The organism is Pseudomonas sp. PDM30 (assembly GCF_019218985.1).
Lineage (GTDB): Bacteria > Pseudomonadota > Gammaproteobacteria > Pseudomonadales > Pseudomonadaceae > Aquipseudomonas > Aquipseudomonas jessenii.
Window position 1 is genome coordinate 193332 of record NZ_JAHUWM010000010.1, and the last position, 18454, is coordinate 211785.

At 56.5% G+C, this 18454-nt stretch carries 13 protein-coding genes and 3 pseudogenes; 7 read left to right on the forward strand and 9 right to left on the reverse strand.

Features of this window, described 5'->3' with window-relative positions; all coding sequences use genetic code 11:
* Positions 1-13 precede the first annotated feature (13 nt).
* The 7 genes from KW840_RS22675 to KW840_RS22705 all read right to left on the reverse strand — a co-directional run bounded on the left by KW840_RS22675 (position 14) and on the right by KW840_RS22705 (position 8850).
* Positions 14-1411, reverse strand: coding sequence for a site-specific integrase (locus KW840_RS22675; protein WP_218497886.1), 1398 nt, complete (start codon positions 1409-1411; stop codon positions 14-16).
* Positions 1412-1868: 457 nt separating this feature from the next.
* Positions 1869-3170, reverse strand: a complete 1302-nt coding sequence (locus KW840_RS22680) for an MFS transporter (RefSeq protein WP_218497887.1) — start codon at positions 3168-3170, stop codon at positions 1869-1871.
* 47 nt (positions 3171-3217) lie between these two features.
* Positions 3218-4375 carry a tricarballylate utilization 4Fe-4S protein TcuB gene (gene tcuB / locus KW840_RS22685; RefSeq protein WP_218497888.1) on the reverse strand — a complete coding sequence of 386 codons (1158 nt, stop codon included), beginning with the start codon at positions 4373-4375 and terminating at the stop codon, positions 3218-3220.
* On the reverse strand, positions 4362-5816 hold the full coding sequence (gene tcuA, locus KW840_RS22690; protein WP_218497889.1) for an FAD-dependent tricarballylate dehydrogenase TcuA: 1455 nt from the start codon (positions 5814-5816) through the stop codon (positions 4362-4364). Before tcuA ends, tcuB begins: the two co-directional genes overlap by 14 nt.
* Positions 5817-5984: 168 nt before the next feature.
* Positions 5985-6920: a LysR substrate-binding domain-containing protein gene (locus tag KW840_RS22695; RefSeq protein ID WP_218497890.1), complete on the reverse strand. Its 936-nt coding sequence runs from the start codon at positions 6918-6920 to the stop codon at positions 5985-5987.
* 147 nt (positions 6921-7067) lie between these two features.
* Positions 7068-7886, reverse strand: coding sequence for a LuxR C-terminal-related transcriptional regulator (locus KW840_RS22700; protein ID WP_218497891.1), 819 nt, complete (start codon positions 7884-7886; stop codon positions 7068-7070).
* A gap of 73 nt (positions 7887-7959) precedes the next feature.
* Positions 7960-8850, reverse strand: a complete 891-nt coding sequence (locus tag KW840_RS22705) for a LysR family transcriptional regulator (protein ID WP_015095835.1) — start codon at positions 8848-8850, stop codon at positions 7960-7962.
* 166 nt (positions 8851-9016) lie between these two features.
* On the opposite strand from KW840_RS22705, the gene KW840_RS22710 reads away from it, so the two are divergent.
* The 5 genes and pseudogenes from KW840_RS22710 to KW840_RS28685 form a co-directional block, all read left to right on the forward strand.
* Complete coding sequence (locus KW840_RS22710; protein ID WP_102668720.1) at positions 9017-10099, forward strand: 4-oxalomesaconate tautomerase; 1083 nt, start codon at positions 9017-9019, stop codon at positions 10097-10099.
* Between the two features lie 44 nt (positions 10100-10143).
* A complete protein-coding gene (gene dctA / locus KW840_RS22715) occupies positions 10144-11469 on the forward strand; it encodes a C4-dicarboxylate transporter DctA (protein ID WP_218497892.1) in 1326 nt (441 codons plus the stop codon).
* A gap of 136 nt (positions 11470-11605) precedes the next feature.
* Positions 11606-12910 (forward strand): CitMHS family transporter, encoded by a 1305-nt coding sequence (locus KW840_RS22720; protein WP_102668718.1) that lies wholly within the window; start codon positions 11606-11608, stop codon positions 12908-12910.
* Between the two features lie 92 nt (positions 12911-13002).
* A complete protein-coding gene (locus tag KW840_RS22725; RefSeq protein ID WP_102668717.1) occupies positions 13003-14256 on the forward strand; it encodes an OprD family porin in 1254 nt (417 codons plus the stop codon).
* A 142-nt stretch (positions 14257-14398) separates the two neighbouring features.
* Positions 14399-14581, forward strand: a pseudogene (locus KW840_RS28685) (helix-turn-helix domain-containing protein); the annotation flags it as partial.
* Here the strand turns inward: KW840_RS28685 and KW840_RS28690 are convergent.
* Together KW840_RS28690 and KW840_RS22730 are read right to left on the reverse strand one after the other, a co-directional pair.
* A pseudogene (locus KW840_RS28690) lies at positions 14572-14751 on the reverse strand (site-specific integrase); the annotation flags it as partial. The pseudogenes KW840_RS28685 and KW840_RS28690 sit on opposite strands and share 10 nt — an antisense overlap.
* Positions 14732-14932, reverse strand: a pseudogene (locus KW840_RS22730) (S-(hydroxymethyl)glutathione dehydrogenase); the annotation flags it as partial. The pseudogenes KW840_RS22730 and KW840_RS28690, both read right to left, overlap by 20 nt.
* Before the next feature lie 606 nt (positions 14933-15538).
* Here KW840_RS22730 and KW840_RS22735 point away from each other — a divergent pair.
* Together KW840_RS22735 and KW840_RS22740 are read left to right on the forward strand one after the other, a co-directional pair.
* The gene (locus KW840_RS22735) at positions 15539-16816 is read left to right on the forward strand and encodes a cystathionine gamma-synthase family protein (RefSeq protein ID WP_218497893.1); all 1278 of its coding nucleotides are present in this window, start codon (positions 15539-15541) and stop codon (positions 16814-16816) included.
* 150 nt (positions 16817-16966) lie between these two features.
* A complete protein-coding gene (locus KW840_RS22740; protein WP_218497894.1) occupies positions 16967-18397 on the forward strand; it encodes an amino acid permease in 1431 nt (476 codons plus the stop codon).
* Positions 18398-18454 lie beyond the last annotated feature (57 nt).

Here is an 18454-nt window from a genome sequence, read left to right on the forward strand (position 1 = left end):
GATCAGTTTTCAATCAGCGCCGATGGCTTGGGCAAGCGAAGATCGTCTCGAGATGCTGCCCCAGTATGTTCCATGCCTCATTTTTCTCCTTGGCATAGTCATAGTGCAGATAATGCCGGCGGACTTTTGAGCCACCCAGCAAGTGGTTCTGGCAGCGGTCGATGATGTCCAGCGGTACACCCAGTTCCTGCATCATGGTCGCTCCCGTACGACGCAAGTCATGCGGTGTCCATTCCCGGCTGTTTCCTTGGCTTAGCACTAGCGAGTCATCATGATGGCGACCGGATAGCGGGTTTTTACGGTTCTTGAAAGAGCACTGCCGGTCGCCGATCAGCTTGCTTACGGTCTTCGTATCGACGTGGTTGCTTTCATCTTTGCTAGGAAAGCAAAAAGGGGTGTGCCCGGATTTTTCTTTCAGGCGCTTGAACTGCTTCACAGCGAATGATGACAGGAAAACATGATGATCCTGCCGTTTGCCTTTGTGTCCTTTGGTGGCGTTGGCCGGGATGAGCCATGTGCCTTTTTCCAGATCGACATGGCGCCACTCGGACTTGAGCAGTTCGCCAATGCGGCAGAGCGTACTGAGGCAGATCCAGACGGCGCATTGCACGCGTGGATTCACCGGTCGGATGCCTGAATATTTCTGGCCGGCGGGTAGGGCGTCGTAGTCGCGCTCCAGGCGGGCGAAGATATCGCGCAGTTCGCGGATTTCGTCGATGGAAAGGAGGCGGTCGCGTTGTTCTTGGTAGTCGTGATCGAGCAGTTTGTTGACGTCTATCAAGTCGGCCGGATTTCCATCGACCATTAGGGCGCGCCACGGCTTGCGTTTCTCGGCCCAGCGTAGCATCTGGCCGATGTCCTTACTACGAATCACAACGGCGCGGTTCAGGCCGCGGGCTTTGACCGAGCGCAGGACGGTGAGCAGATCTTTCTCGGTGAGGTTACGCAGCGGCTTATTGCCAATGATTGGTAACACATCTTTGGTAAAGCTGCGGCGCAGTTCGGTGTTGCCGTCCTGGCGGGACACGCCGTCGCGCATCCACTCCTCGAAAAGATCAGTGACTGTCTTGTTCTCGGCGGACTCGCGTTCGGCGTTGGCAATGGTGGCGATGATGGCTGCTTGGGCCTCGATCCTGGCGGCCTTGCGGGCGATGCTGGGGTCTACGCCTTTAGTGACGCTCACTCTCATTTCGTCACGCTCGGCACGGATCTGCGCCAGCGATTTTTTGGGCCAACTGCCCAGTCGGTGATCGCGTTTGATTCCGTGCAGTTTGAACTCGTAGCGAAACAGTACAGTAACGCCGCGTACACCCGCGCGTACTTTGGCTGTCAGGCCACCGTCTTCGCGCAACGTCCTACCGTCATCCGCGGAGGTGAGCACCTCCAGTTGCTTCGCCGTTAGTTTTGCCACTGTCTACCCCATGCCTGATTCCACTGCTTTGGAATTTTGCCCCACTTTTGCCCCACCGAATCGCCCGGCTACCGGTGGATGTATATGGATCGTGATAGACGTCAATATAGGCTGAATACCTTGCGTTTACTAGGTTTAGGCTTTCCGCTAGGAGCTACTAGCATCCATGGAATTACACGCAGTAAGCGCATGGGGTGCTAGGGGTCGAGTGTTCGAATCACTCCGTCCCGACCATATAAATCAAGGGGTTGCGAGATTTTATCTCGCGGCCCCTTTTTATTTATAGGGTTTTTTACCCCTACAAAATGACTGGCTCTCGGTGGAACCCTCACCTCTTTCGGAGGAGATGGGTCTTTAGGCCGAGTATTATCTTGACGAAAGACAGTAATCGACCTCATGCCACTCTAATTCGGTCCCGCCGTGGATCGACGCGTGGTAAGGGGCGGCGATCGAGGAACTAAACGGTTCTGACTGCCAAAGCTTTTTGCCGACGATACAGAATCGTCGTCGCCGTGAACCCGCACACCGCCGCGAACATCAGCCAGTAGGCAGGTGATGCCTTGTCGCCCGTGGCCTGGACAAGCAGCGTCGAGATTGCTGGGGTAAAACCGCCAAACACCGCAGTGGCCAAACTGAAGGCCAGAGAAAATCCGACTACCCGCACGTTCTGTGGCATGACTTCGGTCAGTGCCGCGACCATGGCGCCGTTGTAAATGCCAAAGAAGAATGAGAAGTACAGCAGAACAGCGAGCAGTCGTTCGAAACTCGCCGCCTCTGCCAGCCAGTGCATGGCGGGATAGGCGGTGAAGATGCACAGCAACGATATCGCCAGCAACAGTGGTCGACGGCCAATGCGGTCGGAGAGGGCGCCGCCGATAGGCAGCCAGATAAAGTTGCTGATACCGACCAGCAGTGTGACCGCCAGGCTGTCGGTGGTACTTAAGTTCAGCACTGTCCTGCCAAACGTCGGTGTGTAGACCGTAATCAGGTAGAACGTGGTGGTGGTCATGGACGCCAGCAAGCCGCCCGCCAGCACGGTGCGCCAGTTGTCACGCATCGAGCGAAAAACTTCGTGAGTGGTTGGGCGATGGCTGCGAGCAGTGAAGGCAGCGGTTTCTTCCAGTGAGCGGCGAATAATGAAAATGAACGGGATGATCACGCAGCCAATGAAGAACGGAATTCGCCACCCCCAATCGGCGATCTCAGCGGCTTGCATCGTGGCATTGATCGTGTAGCCCAACGCGGCCGCGACGACGATCGCTACCTGTTGGCTGGCCGATTGCCAACTGGTGTAGAAACCGGTGTGACCGGGGGTGGAAATTTCCGCCAGATACACGGAAACACCGCCCATTTCCGCGCCTGCGGAGAAGCCCTGTAGCAGCCTGCCCAATAACACCAGAATCGGTGCCGCCACGCCGATGGCGGCATAGCCCGGCACCAGGGCGATCAATACGGTACCGGCGGCCATGATCGACAGCGTCACGATCAGCCCCTTGCGACGGCCCACCTTGTCGATGTACGCCCCCAGCACAATGGCGCCTAACGGACGCATCAGGAATCCGGAGCCGAATACCGCGAAGGTCATCATCAACGAGGCAAACTCGCTGGTGGCTGGAAAGAAGGTCTGGGAGATGTAGGTCGCGTAGAACCCGAACAGAAAGAAGTCGAACTGCTCGAGGAAATTACCGCTGGTGACCCGCAAAATGGCGCCCAATTTGGACCCCTTGGCTCGGGTTGTTGCCGTTGTCGTTTTCATCATGGCTACCGTTATGCTCACTATTGTTTTTGGAATGAGTGCTTTAACCGTCAGTCGCTGCCGGCGTTGATCGGGTTGGGTTGACGCTTCTCGATGGCATGTTTGAGCAGCGCTGCGCTGCGGAATATTCCATGGGCGAATTTGCTGTAGGGCATGGTCAAGAAAAACGCCATAACCAGGCCGAGGTGGATAGCCAACATCAAGCCCAAGGCGCTGGTTTCACGCAAAGCCAGTAGCGCCAGGCCGCTTGCGCTGACCAGGAACAGCAGCGCGATGAAGCCGCGATCCATGGGCTTTTGGTTCTCATCGCCGTGCGCCGGGTTGCGACGCAGGTTCAGCCAAAGAAGACCCGCCGGGCCGATCAGCAGGCCGATGCCACCGGCAATACCCAACATCACCGGCAAGCTGAAGATGGGATAAGGCGCCGACCACTTCAGCAGATAGTGAAAGAGCGTGGCGATACCGGTGGCGGCGAAGCACAGCATGAAGCCGTAGAAGGTGAGGTGGTGGAATCGGCGTCGCCACAAGGTGAATTGATCGTCAGCGTTGTTGCAGCCCTCGCCATGGCCGCCGTCCAGATATTTGAGTTTCGCGACGTTGGCCGTAGCCTCCAATGCAGCGGACGTTTTCAACGGCAGTGGCGCTGCGACCGGTGAAACGTTGCGCCAGAAGCGCCGTACACCCATGGTCAGGGCAAGTACCGCAAAGCCGAACACTGTGCCGAACATCAGCGCCAGGGTGTTATGCGGGAAAATCTTGTAGAAGTTGCCCCCGGGAATGGCCGTGAACAGGTTGCCCATGAGCATCAGGGTCAGGCATAAAAACAAGGCCAGTCCCCCACCGGAAGCCAGCGCCAGGGTCAGGCCGTTGCGCTGATACAACCTGCCCATCACTTGCGGCCAGGCGTATTCGGCGTAAGTATCCAGGCGCACTTTGGCCATGGCTTTGGGTATGTTGACGTCGAATTCGTGTGGGGCGGCGTACTGACAGGCGTGCAGGCACGCGCCGCAGTTATGGCACAAGTTCGCCAGGTAATGGATGTCGGCCTGAGTGAATTCCAAGCGCCGGGTCATCGCCGGAAATACCGCGCAAAAGCCTTCGCAATAACGGCAGGCATTGCAGACGGTCATCTGCCGCTGGACTTCACTTTCGTCAAGATTCAAAACCGGGATCAACCCGCCCGACGCTTGGGGATCAAACAGTTGCATGTCGAGACTCCGTGTTTGCAGATGAAACGCCAAAGCCCACCGAAGCGGCCGCCTGCACACCGGCGATGCGGCCAAACGCAGTACCGATGGCCATGCCGATGCCGGCGGTGTAGCCCTTGCCCAGGATGTTGCCGGCCATCATTTCTCCCGCAACAAACAGGTTGGGGCTCGCTTTGCCGTTGAAATGCACGGCAGCGGTTTCGTCGGTGGCAAGGCCGAGGTAGGTGAACGTGACACCCGGTTTAAGCGGGTAGGCGTAGAAAGGTGGTTTCACCAATGGCCGCGCCCAATGGGTTTTGGCGGGCGTCAGTCCTTGGGTGTGGCAGTCGTCCAACGCCGTGTGATCGAACGTGCCAACGCGGCAGGCGCTGTTGTAGTCATCGACAGTCTTGACGAATTTTTCTTGAGGCAGCTTCAACAGGCGGGCAAGGTCTTGCAGCGTATTGGCGGTGGTGCCGGGAAAGACCGGCGGCATGAAGCGGCCGAGGGCTTGTTGATCGATGATCGAATACGCCTGCTGACCGGGTTGTCCGGCCACCAGACGCCCCCAGATCGCATAACGTTTTGGCCAGAAATCCTCACCTTCGTCGTAGAAGCGTTCGCCATCACGATTGACCACTACACCCAGCGATACGCAGTCGATTCGGGTGCAGATGCCGCCGTCGTAGAGTGGCGCGCGGGCATCAATCGCGACCATGTGTGCTTGCGTCGGATCGCCGATCACATCGGCGCCAAGGTCGAGCATGCGCCGTAGCAAAATGCCGGTGTTGAATCGGGTGCCCCGGATCAGGAAATTATCCGATGGCCATTCACCGCGTTCGTTCTGACCCCAGGCTTCGCGCAGCCATTCACGGTTGGATTCGAAGCCGCCGGCCGCCAACACGCAGGCCCGGGCTTCAATGCGTTCGGCGGCGAAACGCTGACCATCGACCTCATGTTCGCCCACATGAGCGGCAACGAATTTCCCCTCATCCAACTCGATGTCGGTCACTTGCGTGTTGTATCGAACTTTTACACCCAGGCGTTCGGCGCTGCGGAAATACGCATTGACCAGCGCTTTGCCGCCGCCCATAAAAAATGCATTGGTCCGCGCCACGTGCAGCGCGCCGGACAGCGGTGGCTGAAAATGCACGCCGTGTGAACGCATCCAATCGCGGCAAGAAGACGATGCCCGAATGGCAATGCGTGCAAGCTTTTCATCCGTGAGGCCACCGGTAACCTTCAACAGGTCTTGCCAGTATTCTTCTTCCGGATAGGCATCGATCAGCACGTCCTGCGGTTCGTCGTGCATGCACCGCAGGTTACGGGTGTGTTGGGAGTTGCCACCGCGCCAGATTTTCGGAGAGGCTTCCAGCAGCATCACGCTGGCGCCCGCTTCTCGCGCCATCAGAGCGGCGCACAAGGCAGCGTTGCCACCCCCTATGATTAAGACATCGATCATTATCGCTCCTCGATTTGCAAGGAGGCGGGAACGAAGTGCTCCTTGCGAGTGGGGAGAACGATAAGGTGGGGAAGGAGTGGCCGAAAGGCTGCTTTTGACGCGGGGTGTTTAGTTTTTCTAAAGGCGTTGTCGTCAGGAGAGACTTATGTGTCCGGGGTTGAGCGAGGATTACGCGTCTACCCCTTCTATCCACGTAGCTCCAGGCCACTGTTTGTCGACGACCAACTGTCGCGCCACATCGACGATGACCAACCGCGTTGCCAGCGCCGCCGGAGAGAGTTCGTCGTCAGCCAGCGTTGCCAGAAGATTACGCCGGCCCACATGGGGATCGGCAATCTTGATCAGTGAAAGCCCGGACCCGTCTTTCAATGCTGCGGCCGCCCCCGGTTGTATCGTTGCCGCATGACCGGCCCGAACGGCGTTCATCAAAACAGCGAGACCGTCGACTTCCATAATGACATTGGGTGTTAGCCCGACCCGCTCGAACGCGCTCATCAATGCCGAGCGCAATCCATGTTGCGCGCTGGGCATCACCAGCGGCAGGCCGCCGAGGTCGGCTAACTGCACGCTGTCACCAGAAGGCGCTTGAGGCAGGCTGGGCGAGGCGATGACAAAGAGCTTTTCATCCAGCAGCGGAGTCACGCTCCAGCGTTTACCCCCTTCGAGCTGGAACAGGATGGCCAGATCAATTTGCCGTGCGTTGAGCTGCGCCGCCAAGTGGCCGGAAAGCATTTCCACCAAATGCAGTTGTATGTCCGGATAACGCGCACGCATTGCGTTGATCAACGGCAACGCGAGTACCGTCGCGGTAGTCGGTGGTAAGCCGACGCTGACATAACCGCTCATTCGCCCGCGATGGGCGGCCATGATGGCATTTTCCGCCTGGCGTAGCGTCAGTTGGGCATGGTGTAAAAACGCAAATCCGGCGCTAGTGGGCGTCACACCGGTGGAGGTTCGATTCAGGAGGCGGGTGCACAGTTCGCTTTCCAGCTTGGAGATTTGTTGACTGAGGGCTGACACACCAACGTCCAGTTCAAGTGCCGCACGCCCCAGGCTGCCAAGCTCAATGATTTTTACGAAATAGCGCAGTTGTCTCAATTCCAATGTGGCTGCTCCCAGCGAATTTGTTGTTCAAATACTTGAACGTTTGCCACGCAAGTTACGAAGTCGGAATAGCCACCCATGGCTAGCGGTGAATGAAAGATGCTCAGACTCGCGGTTTTTCGCCAATGTTCAGTATTCAACGCCTGTTCAGGACCAACGACCTCTCACTACCAGCCCCAGCAATTCTCGATGTCCACTGACTCCCACCTTTCGATAAAGTCGCTTGATGTAAGTAGCGGCGCTTGAGCGCTGGATGCCCATCAGGGGCGCAATGTCTTCCGCCCCCAGGCCACTGAGCAAATGCCTGAGCAGTTCACGGTCCCGACGAGTCAGTTCAGGATAGAGCAACTCGACGCGTTGACTTAACAAGGACGGCATCTGATTGGCTTCGATAAAAGCGCGATAGTGCAAACGTGTGACTTGAATCAGTAACGGCGCAACTGACTCGATAAATTCAATTTCGTGCTGATTGAAATTGCCGTGCTCACGACCTCGATAGAAGTTGATCGACAGCCAGGCCCCGCCCTCTTCCTGATGATTGAGCAAGGCCATGCGCTGGAAGATTTGCGGTTGCTCGTAGCAGGCCCGCCGATAGTCACGATGGGTGATGTCTTCAACTGACTGAAGCTGAGCCAGGATTCGCGCGCTGCCGTATTTTGCCCGGTGACCGAGCATCGCTTGGCGGTTGCCGTCCAGGCTGTGAAAACGCTCGACGTAGTCCCGAGAGATACGCGATATCTGCACGAGTCTTGCCTGATCGGAACACGACAACACCTGCGGCTCCTGGCCTTCCGGATAAGCGAAAATTGTACATTGAGCCAGCGGCATTTCACCCCGCACCAAGGTCAGTAACTCTGCCGCCAACCAGGTTCGGCAATCCTCGCCGACCCGCGCCAATAGATGAGCAATTTCCCCTGTCGTCAGTGGGTTCTGAGGGTAAACGTTAGTAAGCAGCCAATGGTTCATTCAGGGATCAGTTCACGTGATGAAGGTTGGCGTTCGTGGGGTAGTGCGCGTACCAGCACTTAAGAGCGTGAGGTCATTTTTCCCATTGTTCGAGCAGTATTGAGACGAATTTTTCCGCTGCCGGAGAGAGTGAAGCTCCTCGACGGTAAACCAGTCCCAACGATCGGTTAACTATGGGTTCTATCAAAGGGACGCTTACCAATGTTGGATGATCCACAGCAGGCATTGCGAGGCTCGGCATTGCCGAGACTCCTAAGCCAGCCTCTACCAGGCCCAGTGATGTAGACAGGTGTTGCACCTCATAGAACCATTGTGGACGCCAGCTCAAGCCTGACAAAGCGTGGTCAAGCAACATGCGGTTGCCGCTTAGGCGACCGACCCCGATAAGGCGGTAATTGCTAAGTTCAGACCAGGTTACCGAGCTACGCTCGGCCAGCTCATGATCGCGTCGACAAGCTAAAACAAAAGGCTCGTTGACCAACGGCACGAACTCTATGTCTGGGTGCTGTCCGCTCATCATGTTGATGCCAAAGTCGGCTTCGCCACGCAGAACAGCCTCCAGCCCTTCGTTCGCACTGAGATCAAGCAAGCGAATGCGGATTTGTGGATAGCGCTCGTTGTAGAGGCGGATTACCGAAGGGAGGAAGTAGAAGGCTGCGGTTGGGATGCAGGCAAGGGTTACACGGCCGCTCTGCCGCTCCGCCAACTCTCGGATGTTAAGTATCGAGTCGTCGAAGTCATCCAATAAGCGTCGTGCCTTGGGCAGGAAGTCTCGCCCAACGCTGGTGAGGCTTACCCTTCTTGTCGTGCGATCAAGAAGCGCTGTTCCCAATCCCTCTTCAAGCTTTTTCATTCTCCGACTCAGCGCGGGTTGAGAGAGATGCAATGCATCGGCAGCTTCGTGGAAGCTTCCAAGTTCGGCGATCTTCACGAAAGATCGGATGTCATTGAGCTCATAATTCACTTTTTTATCTCACTAGCCGAGAGTTGTTAAGCCCAGTCAGCCTAAATTTATCATTCGTAAAACGCAATAATCAGGCTGATATTTGCATTGGAAACAATTTTTAAAGCCTGCGACTCTTGCTCACAAGACATCAATTACCCCGATTGATCAACAAGAGTTAGTGTTCATGCAACGAATTCCCTGTGTGCTAATGCGCGGTGGTACTTCCAAGGGCCCAGTGTTCCTCGCCTGGGATCTACCTGTTGCGATCGAAGACCGTGATGAACTGCTGCTCAACCTCATGGGCTCTGGGCATGAACTGGAAATTGACGGCATCGGTGGTGGCAGCCCACAAACCAGCAAGGTGGCGATCGTCAGCCCGTCGCTGCATCCTGAGGCGGATGTCGACTATCTGTTCGTTCAAGTCATGGTCTCCCAGCGTCGAGTCGACACCGCGCCTAATTGCGGCAACATGCTTTGCGCCGTTGGCCCGTTCGCCATCGAGCAGGGGCTGGTAAAAGCCTCCAAAGACCTGACACGTGTGCGTATTCGCAACCTCAACACGGGCACTTTTGTGAACGCCGAGGTACAGACGCCCGGTGGGAAGGTCAGCTATGAAGGTGACACGGCCATCGATGGTGTGCCGGGTACCGCTGCTCCTGTGCAACTCACCTTCCTGGATGCTGCGGGCAGCAAGACCGGCAAGCTTTTCCCAACTGGGCAAACGCAGGATTTGATCGACGGTATTCCAGTGACCTGCATCGACATGGCGATGCCGATGATGATCATCGAAGCTGGCCAACTGGGTAAGCGCGGCGATGAAAGTCCTGCTGAACTGGATGCCGACAAAGAGTTCCTGCGTCGCCTGGAGTCCTTGCGACTGCAAGCCGGCTTGGCAATGGGCCTGGGTGACGTCAGCGACAAAGTGATTCCCAAGCCTGTACTGGTGTCACCGGCCAAGGCTGGCGGCACAATTCAGGTGCGCTACTTCATGCCACACAACTGCCACCGGGCCTTGGCGATCACCGGTTCCATCGGCCTTGCCACCGCTTGTGTCACTGAAGGCAGTGTGGTCGCGCAATTGCTCGGCGGGGTTAGCGAGCCGCGCTTGAAGCAAGTACGCATTGAACATCCAAGTGGCGGGATAGATGTCGTATTGTCCTACACCGGCGATCAGGGTGAGACAATTCGTGCCTCAGTGGTGCGTACATCGCGCAGGCTGTTCTCCGGTTTTGTCTACGCCACGGCTTCCCAACGACTTGCCGGATAATTTCCCCTGGTCATTGCCGTTCTTGCATCAGCACAATTCTAAAAATGGGTGATGCCATGAAAGTTGTAAAATCGCTCTACTTCCAGATTCTCCTCGCCGTGCTGTTGGGTGTGCTGGTCGGACATTTTTGGTCGCAACAGGCCATAGCCTTGAAGCCGCTTGGTGATGCCTTCATCAAGTTGATCAAGATGATGATCGCTCCGGTGGTGTTCTGCACCATCGTCACCGGTATTGCTGGCATGAGCGACAAACGCTCCCTCGGGCGTCTGTTGAGCAAGACCATGCTGCTGTTCCTGGCACTGACCGTGATCAGTTTGATCATAGGCCTGGTGTCGGTCTACCTGTTCAAACCCGGTGTGGGCATGAACATTGACCCCGCCCAGTTGAGCACCAAGGGACTGTCGCAATACACCGATTCCGCCGCGAAGCTGGGAGTGGTCGATTTTTTCATGCACATCATCCCGGACACTTTCATCGGCGCTTTCAATAAGGGTGAAGTGCTGCCGGTGTTGTTCATCGCGGTGCTTTGCGGTTTCGCACTGTCGGCCATCGGCGAGCGTGGCAAGCCGGTACTGGATGTACTGGAATCCGCCTCGCACATGGTGTTCAAGATTTTCTCCTATCTGATGCGCTTCGCTCCGATCGGTGCTTTTGGCGCGTTGGCATTCACCGTAGGCCAGTACGGTATTACATCGTTGGGCTCGCTGGCCAAGCTGATCATGACCTTGTACGTAGCCTGTGCCTTCTTCGTCTTTGTGGTGCTGGGGAGCATTTGCCGGGCAAATGGCTTCAGTCTCTGGAAGTTGCTGCGCTACTTCCGCGAAGAGTTCCTGGTGGTGCTCGGGACTTCCTCAACCGAGCCGGTGATGCCGCGGATGTTGGAAAAGCTGCAAGCCCTGGGTTGCAAAAAAGGCGTGGTGGGGCTGGTGCTGCCAACGGGGTACTCGTTTAACCTCGACGGCACGGCGATCTACCTCTCGCTGGCAGCGGTGTTCATTGCTCAGGCCTGCAACATCGAACTAAGCCTGACGCAGACCGTGACCATGCTGGCCATCATGCTGTTGTCCTCGAAGGGTGCAGCAGGTGTGACCGGAGCCGGGTTTGTCGCGCTGGCGTCGACACTGACTGTGATCCATGACATTCCCTTGGCCGGCCTTGCACTGCTGATCGGTATTGACCGCTTCATGTCGGAAGCCCGGGCCTTGACCAGTCTGGCAAGCAACGCCGTGGCTACCGTGGTGATGTCCATCTCGGAGAACGCTTGTGATCGCGAGACACTGATGCGGACTCTTGACGGCGAACCGTCGCCCTCCCTGGCACAAACCCAGAGTGAAAACTGGGATGGTCGCAAGGTCACGGAACACGTCTGACCGGACACGCCTGAAACACCCAACAAACATTTCATTCAACTCCCCGCCAGGCACGGCTGATCGTACCGTCTGGCGGGTTCGAGGTCGTGCGCCTGCGCATCGGCCACGCTACTAATAAGAACAAGAGAACTGACCTATGCTCGCATTTCTTGGTTTGGCCATGGTGGTGGTTTTTACCTATCTGATAATGTCGAAACGCCTATCGCCGATTGTCGCCCTGACGGTGGTGCCGATTGTGTTTGCGGTGATTGGCGGTTTTGGCGGTACTACGGGCAAGATGATGCTCGACGGCCTGAAGATGGTTGCGCCTTCGGCTGCGCTTCTGCTGTTCGCCATCCTGTTCTTCGGCCTGATGATTGATGCCGGGTTGTTCGACCCGTTGATTCGTAAAATCCTCAAGCGTGTAAACGGCGATCCGATGAAAATCGCTATCGGCACCGCGCTGCTGTCACTGCTGGTCGCCCTCGACGGCGACGGCACAACCACCTACATGATCACCTGCGCGGCAATGCTGCCGTTGTACAAGCGTATCGGCATGAACCCGATGATTCTGGCGACCATCGCCATGTTGTCCTTGAGCATCATGAGCGGCATGACCCCATGGGGCGGGCCCGCTACAAGGGCGATCGCGGCACTGGGCCTGGATGCCGGCGAGTACTTCGTGCCCTTGCTGCCGACCATGATCGGCGGCGCGATGTGGGTGGTGTTCACCGCTTTCCTCCTGGGCCGTGCCGAGCGTAAGCGCATCGGTAATGTGCAGCTACAGAGCGGTGGCGGTAATTGCTACATCGACGCGATCCTGGGTGATACCCCGCACAAACGGCCTAAACTTGCATACGTGAACCTGTTGCTGGTGATCGCGGTCATGGTCGCGCTGGTAATGGGCATCATGCACTCGGCGATCCTGTTCCTGATCGGCTTTGTCCTGGCACTGATGATCAACTACCCGCAACTGGATATTCAGAAAGAGCGCATTCTCGCCCATTCCGGCAATGCAATGACGGTGGTGCTGCTGGTGTTTGCCGCCGGTATTTTTGCCGGGATCTTCTCGGGCACCAAGATGGTCGACTCCCTGGCGCAAACGCTAGTGGACTGGATTCCGCCATCCTGGGGACACCTGTTCCCACTGGTGGTGGCGATCACCAGCATGCCGTTGACCTTTGTTCTGTCCAACGATGCTTACTACTTTGGTGTGGTACCGATCCTGGCCAACGCGGCCGCAGCCTATGGCATTGACCCGGTGGAAATCGCCCGCGCGTCGATTCTCGGTCAGCCAGTACACCTGATGAGTCCGTTGGTAGCCTCAACCCTGTTGCTGGTGGGTATGGTCGATCGTGATATCGGCGATTTCCAGAAAGCCACCGTCAAATGGGCGGTACTCACTTCATTAGTAGTCACCGCGCTAGCCCTGCTGACCGGGGCGATCAGTCTCTTCTCCTGATTCACCCCAAGCATCTGTTTTCTCCTGACGCGCCTCGCTTGCGAGGCGTGCGCTGTTCTGCACTCCAAATAACAACAATGAGTAGTTTGCCAATGACCACTTTGCATACCCAACGGGCGCTGTTTTCACTTCTTGGTTTGTTGCCGCTGGCCAGTGCCAGTGCAGAAGGCTTTATCGATGACAGCAAGCTCAAGCTGCAATTGCGCAACGTCTATTTCAATGAGAATTTCCGCGACGAGCATGGCATGAGTGCCAAATCAGCAAGGACGGCGAAGAGCGAACGAACCGAGTGGGCCCAGGGATTTCTGTTGGATTACCAGTCGGGATTTACACCTGGCACTATCGGGTTTGGTGTTGATGCCCTTGGCCTGCTCGGGGTCAAGCTCGACTCCGGCCGTGGCCGCAGCGGCACTGGCTTGTTGCCGGTGCATGATGACGGTCGTGCGGCTGACGAATTCGCAAGTCTGGGTATGACTGCCAAAGCCCAACTGGCCAAGACCACGGTCAAATACGGCACCTTGCTACCCAAGACTCCGGTGCTGATCTATAACGACGCGCGTCTGTTGCCGCAAACGTACCAAGGCACTCAGATCAGTAGCGTCGACATTGAAAACCTCACCCTTACCGGGGGCTACCTGGATCGATTCAAACTGCGTGATTCCAGCGACAGCATGCCGATTGTGCCCGACGGTTACGGCGGAGATAAATCAGGCGACTTCAGCTATGCAGGCGCCGAGTACAAGCTGGGAAAGAGCGTTCGTTTGAGTTATTTCTACGGCGAACTGGAAAACTTTTACCGACAGAATTTCGCAGGTATCCAGCACGATCTACCCTTGGGCGGCGGTGTGCTGACCAGTGACTTGCGCTACTTCAACAGTGTCGATAACGGCTCAGCCTACGGTGGCAAGATCGACAACAACATGCTGAGCGGGCAATTGTCCTACGCCATTTCCGGCCATACCTTCGGTGGCGGATACCAGGCCCTCAGTGGTGATGCCGGATTACCTTTTATCAGTGGCGCAACGGTTTATTCGTTCAGCAACGCCGGGATAGGCAAATTTGTCGAGGAGGATGAAAAAACCTGGATGCTTAATTACGGCTATAACTTTGCTGCCGTCGGCGTACCGGGCCTGACGTTTTCCGCCCGGTATCTGAGCGGCAACGACGGTAAGTCCGACACCTCGGTCAAGGAGTGGGAGCGTGACGCCGAACTGGCTTACGTCGTGCAACAAGGCACCTTCAAGGGGCTGGGTGTGCGGTTGCGTAACTACGTTTACCGCTCTGATTATTCCCGTGGCCGAGATAGCAACCGAATCTACTTTACCTACGACATCGCCCTCTGGTGATCCCCTGATTGCGGCCTCGCGATTTTCGCAGGCCGCCTTTTCAGTGGCGGCCTCAAAGGATTGGACGGTGGCCAAATCATCGACAGCGCACGCTGACGGTTACGTCCAATTTCAGAGCATATCCTCCACCGAAACCGCAAGACATGCTTCGGCGCTTCGCGTCGATGAACTTGCGGCCTGTGTGCAGATGAGCTCTCCGACCTTTCACCACCACTTCCGCCAACTCGCCGCAATGAGCCCTCTGCAGTACCAAAAATGGCTGCGACTGAATGAAGCAAGACGGTTGATGCACAATGAACACCAGGACGTATCCATTGACGTCTTTACTTGTCCGGCCTCTACGTTAGCAGCGGCGTATGCCTGTGCCTTGGCTGTTTTCGTTTGCTCGTTGGGATTGATCTGCTCATCAATAAGCGCTCGACCCTGGTTGCGGGCCTTGCGAATGTCCGTCAGGGATTTACGCGGCCAGGAGCCGCAGGCGTACTGTGGCGCCTGCCTCGACCTTGGCGGTATTCAGTACCGCACCGATGCCGGTGGTGACGCCGCAACCGAGCAAACACACCTTCTCCAGCGGCGCTTCCTTGGGGATTTTCGCCAACGAGATTGCTGGTAATACGGTGTATTCAGAAAACGTCGAACACCCCGTGTAGTGATGGATCGGCTCGCCTTCGGATGATTGTTTTTGGCCGATTGCTGCCTGGCGTGACTGACGGGAATCAACCCTGAGCCGTAGGTCGCTTCCACCACAATCGGACGGAGACTAATCCGAGTTTGATCTCACAAACCCAATTTGACGGTTTGTGCATGATTACATTTGTGTGAAGCAAACGTACAAACTCCAGATTGGCACGCACATCGCGATGTGGCCACCGCAGTGAAAAGATGCGGCACCTTACCCGGCGTGTCCGACAATTCAGTTAACTGATCGCGCCGCCTCCGTGCCTGATATCGACATGGGAAAACTTTGCACTCGCAGTTGATGCTGGGGTTTTGGCAGTCGCGCGCGATCAAGGAAAAACTCACGTTATCGGTTTATCGAATTTCGATGGCGCTCAACTTAAGCAGGCGCGGGTGGTGAAAGAGATCGTTTCGCTCCAGCCGCTGTACTCCGCCTTGTGGCGAAAGGCTGCATTTAACCTGGCTCTACGCAATCACAGCCATTAAAAAAAGCAGCCCTTTGGCACCGATAACATCGTTTCTCGGCGGCGCTGCATTTCACTATATTGGCCACCAGATCCGGTGAGTGACTCAACATTCGCCACCCTCAGTGCGAGTAGTCTTTATGAATAAAAAACCAGACAACGCAGGGTTTGTTAATGCGGGTGCGGGAACCCGTGCAGTTTGGGGTGGAGAGCAGGTCAGGCATCCCTACAACGCCACTCAAACGCCCATCGTGGTCAGTGCCGCCTATGGTTATGACGACATCGACGTCTGGTATGACGTTGCGTTGGGCAAGGCACCCGGCTTTATTTACAGCCGCATGAGCAACCCGACAGTCGAGACCCTCGAGGCAAAGATTCGCGAGTTGGAACTGGCCGAATCGGCCGTGGCTTTCAGCAGCGGGATGGCGGCGATCAGCAGTGTGCTTTACACCTTCCTGGCCCATGGCGATCGGGTGGTCTCGACCAAGGACAGCTATGGCGGCACCAACAAGATTTTCGAAGAGTTCCTGCCGCGTACCGGTGTGAACGTGACGTTGTGCGAGACGTTCGATCACGAAGAAATCGAACGCGAAATCGCCAAAGGTTGCCAATTGGTGTATCTGGAAACGCCAACCAACCCGACGCTGAAAATACTCGATATCGAGCGTCTGGTGGCTGCGGCCAAGCGCGTCGGTGCCATTGTAGTGGCGGATAACACCTTCGCCACGCCATTGAATCAGAACCCGCTGGCGCTGGGTGTGGACGTGGTCATTCACAGTGCGACCAAGTTTCTCAGCGGCCACGGCGACGTGCTTGGCGGCCTGGTGTGCGGTAGCGAATCGCTGATGGCCAAGGTGCGTCATTACCGGGAAATCAACGGTGCGACGCTCGACCCGTTCTCCGCCTACATGATCATTCGCGGCATGAAAACGTTGGTGTTGCGCATGCGTCAGCAGCAACGCAGTGCCCGTGCACTGGCAGAGTACCTTTGCGTCGAACCGTTGGTGGAGTCGGTCAATTATCCCGGTTTGCCAGGCCATCCGAATCATGCGGTGGCGTGTGCGCAAATGTCCGGCTTCGGTGCAATCGTCAGTTTTGTCGTGATGGGCGGTATGGACACGGTCAAGGTGCTCTTGCCACGACTGCGATTTGCCCACTGCGCGGGCAATCTCGGTGCGGTGGAAACCATCTACGGTCCGGCCCGGACCACCAGCCATGTCGAGAACACGCTGGAGGAACGACTGGCCCTGGGTATTTCAGAAGGGCTGGTGCGGATCTCTGTCGGCATCGAAGACACCGATGATCTGCTCGAGGACCTGAAACAGGCATTCGCATTTGTCAGGGGGGTGGGCAACGAACCCGCACAATCAATCACGCAGCTTTCAATCGATGAAAGTTGTGCTGAAGCTGCAAACTGAAGCGTTAGCGTTAAACCTCACTGCAAGGATGTGAGTGGGGCGTTCATGAAGTGGAATAATAATAAAACTTAGTGGTGATCTGTTTTTTCTCTGCCCAGTCAGTCATCGCAGACGTTAATTCGCGCCCTAATAACTTTCATGAGAATAATCATGTCCATAAAAGAACAACAACTTCATTCGCGTTCCGGTTTTAAACAGGAAATGCAAACACGGCATATTGTCATGTTGGCATTAGGCGGCGTCATCGGAACCGGTCTGTTTCTCACGTCTGGATATACGGTTAACCAGGCCGGTCCCCTGGGTGCGGTGATCGCTTACATCATCGGCGCGCTCATGGTTTACATGGTGATGATGTGCCTGGGCGAACTAGCGGTACAGATGCCGGAAACCGGTTCGTTCAGTACCTATGCCACCCGCTTTCTGGGGCCTGGTACCGGGTATACCGTCGCATGGCTGTATTGGCTGACCTGGACGGTGGCCATCGGTTCTGAATTCACCGCCGCCGGTATCTTGATGGTGCGTTGGTTCCCGGATACACCGGTATGGATCTGGAGTGCGCTATTTGCCGGCTTGGTGTTTCTGACCAATGTGATTTCGGTGCGTTTGTTCGCTGAGACCGAGTTCTGGTTGTCACTGGTTAAAGTGGTGACCGTCATCGTGTTTTTGATGATTGGCGGTGGCGCGATTCTTGGTCTGCTGCACATTGAGCAGAGCCACAGTATCGGGTTGAGCAACTTCACTCGCGAAGGACTTTTTCCTACCGGAGTCATGCCGATAGCCATGACGTTACTGGCGGTGTCTTTTGCGTTCTCCGGCACTGAGTTGATCGGTATTGCCGCTGGGGAAACCAAGGATCCGCAGCGCAACGTGCCGCGCGCCATTCGCACGACCGTGCTGCGCCTGGCGATCTTTTTCGTGGGGACCATTTTCGTCCTGGCAACACTATTGCCCCGAGAACAGGCTGGTCTCGTAGAGAGTCCATTCGTCACGGTGTTCACTTACATCGGGATTCCATATTCGGCTGACATCATGAACTTCGTGATCATCAGTGCCTTGCTGTCGGCCGCCAACTCCGGTTTGTATGCCGCGTCACGGATGATCTGGACACTGAGTGACCAGGGTCACCTGCCCAAGCGATTCTCGGCACTGACGCGTATGGGCACGCCGCTCAACGCGATTATCATCAGCATGGCGGGTGGGGCTGCCTCGTTGCTCAGCAGTGTGTTTGCCGCCGACACCATCTATCTGGCGCTGGTGTCGATCTCCGGATTGGCGGTGGTGGTGGTCTGGATGAGCATCGCTGCGAGCCAGATTGCTTTCCGCCGTCACTATGTGGCCAACGGCGGTGACATCCGCGACTTGAAATTCCGTGTCCGGGGTTATCCGTGGGTGCCGTTGGGAGCGCTGGTCTGCTGCAGTCTGGCGTGCGTCGGGATTGCATTCGATCCGGAGCAGCGAGTGGCGTTGTACTTCGGTTTGCCCTTCATCGCCTGGTGCTATTTCGTGTATTACATTACCCGCAAAAGCCGCGAGCGACGCTTGTCGGTTGCCCCCTTGGCACAACCGTCGGACGCGTTCTAGTCAGCGTCGACGGGATGGGCAAGCGTGCTCGGTGGAGGGGGCGTCCAAGAGGTTCAA

Bases quoted from the DNA above. Each gene is read 5' to 3' on its own strand.
- KW840_RS22680 (WP_218497887.1), bottom strand. From the start codon at position 3,170: ATGATGAAAACGACAACGGCAACAACCCGAGCCAAGGGGTCCAAATTG.
- tcuB (WP_218497888.1), bottom strand. From the start codon at position 4,375: ATGCAACTGTTTGATCCCCAAGCGTCGGGCGGGTTGATCCCGGTTTTG.
- tcuA (WP_218497889.1), bottom strand. From the start codon at position 5,816: ATGATCGATGTCTTAATCATAGGGGGTGGCAACGCTGCCTTGTGCGCC.
- KW840_RS22700 (WP_218497891.1), bottom strand. From the start codon at position 7,886: ATGAACCATTGGCTGCTTACTAACGTTTACCCTCAGAACCCACTGACG.
- KW840_RS22710 (WP_102668720.1), top strand. From the start codon at position 9,017: ATGCAACGAATTCCCTGTGTGCTAATGCGCGGTGGTACTTCCAAGGGC.
- dctA (WP_218497892.1), top strand. From the start codon at position 10,144: ATGGGTGATGCCATGAAAGTTGTAAAATCGCTCTACTTCCAGATTCTC.
- KW840_RS22720 (WP_102668718.1), top strand. From the start codon at position 11,606: ATGCTCGCATTTCTTGGTTTGGCCATGGTGGTGGTTTTTACCTATCTG.
- KW840_RS22725 (WP_102668717.1), top strand. From the start codon at position 13,003: ATGACCACTTTGCATACCCAACGGGCGCTGTTTTCACTTCTTGGTTTG.
- KW840_RS22735 (WP_218497893.1), top strand. From the start codon at position 15,539: ATGAATAAAAAACCAGACAACGCAGGGTTTGTTAATGCGGGTGCGGGA.
- KW840_RS22740 (WP_218497894.1), top strand. From the start codon at position 16,967: ATGTCCATAAAAGAACAACAACTTCATTCGCGTTCCGGTTTTAAACAG.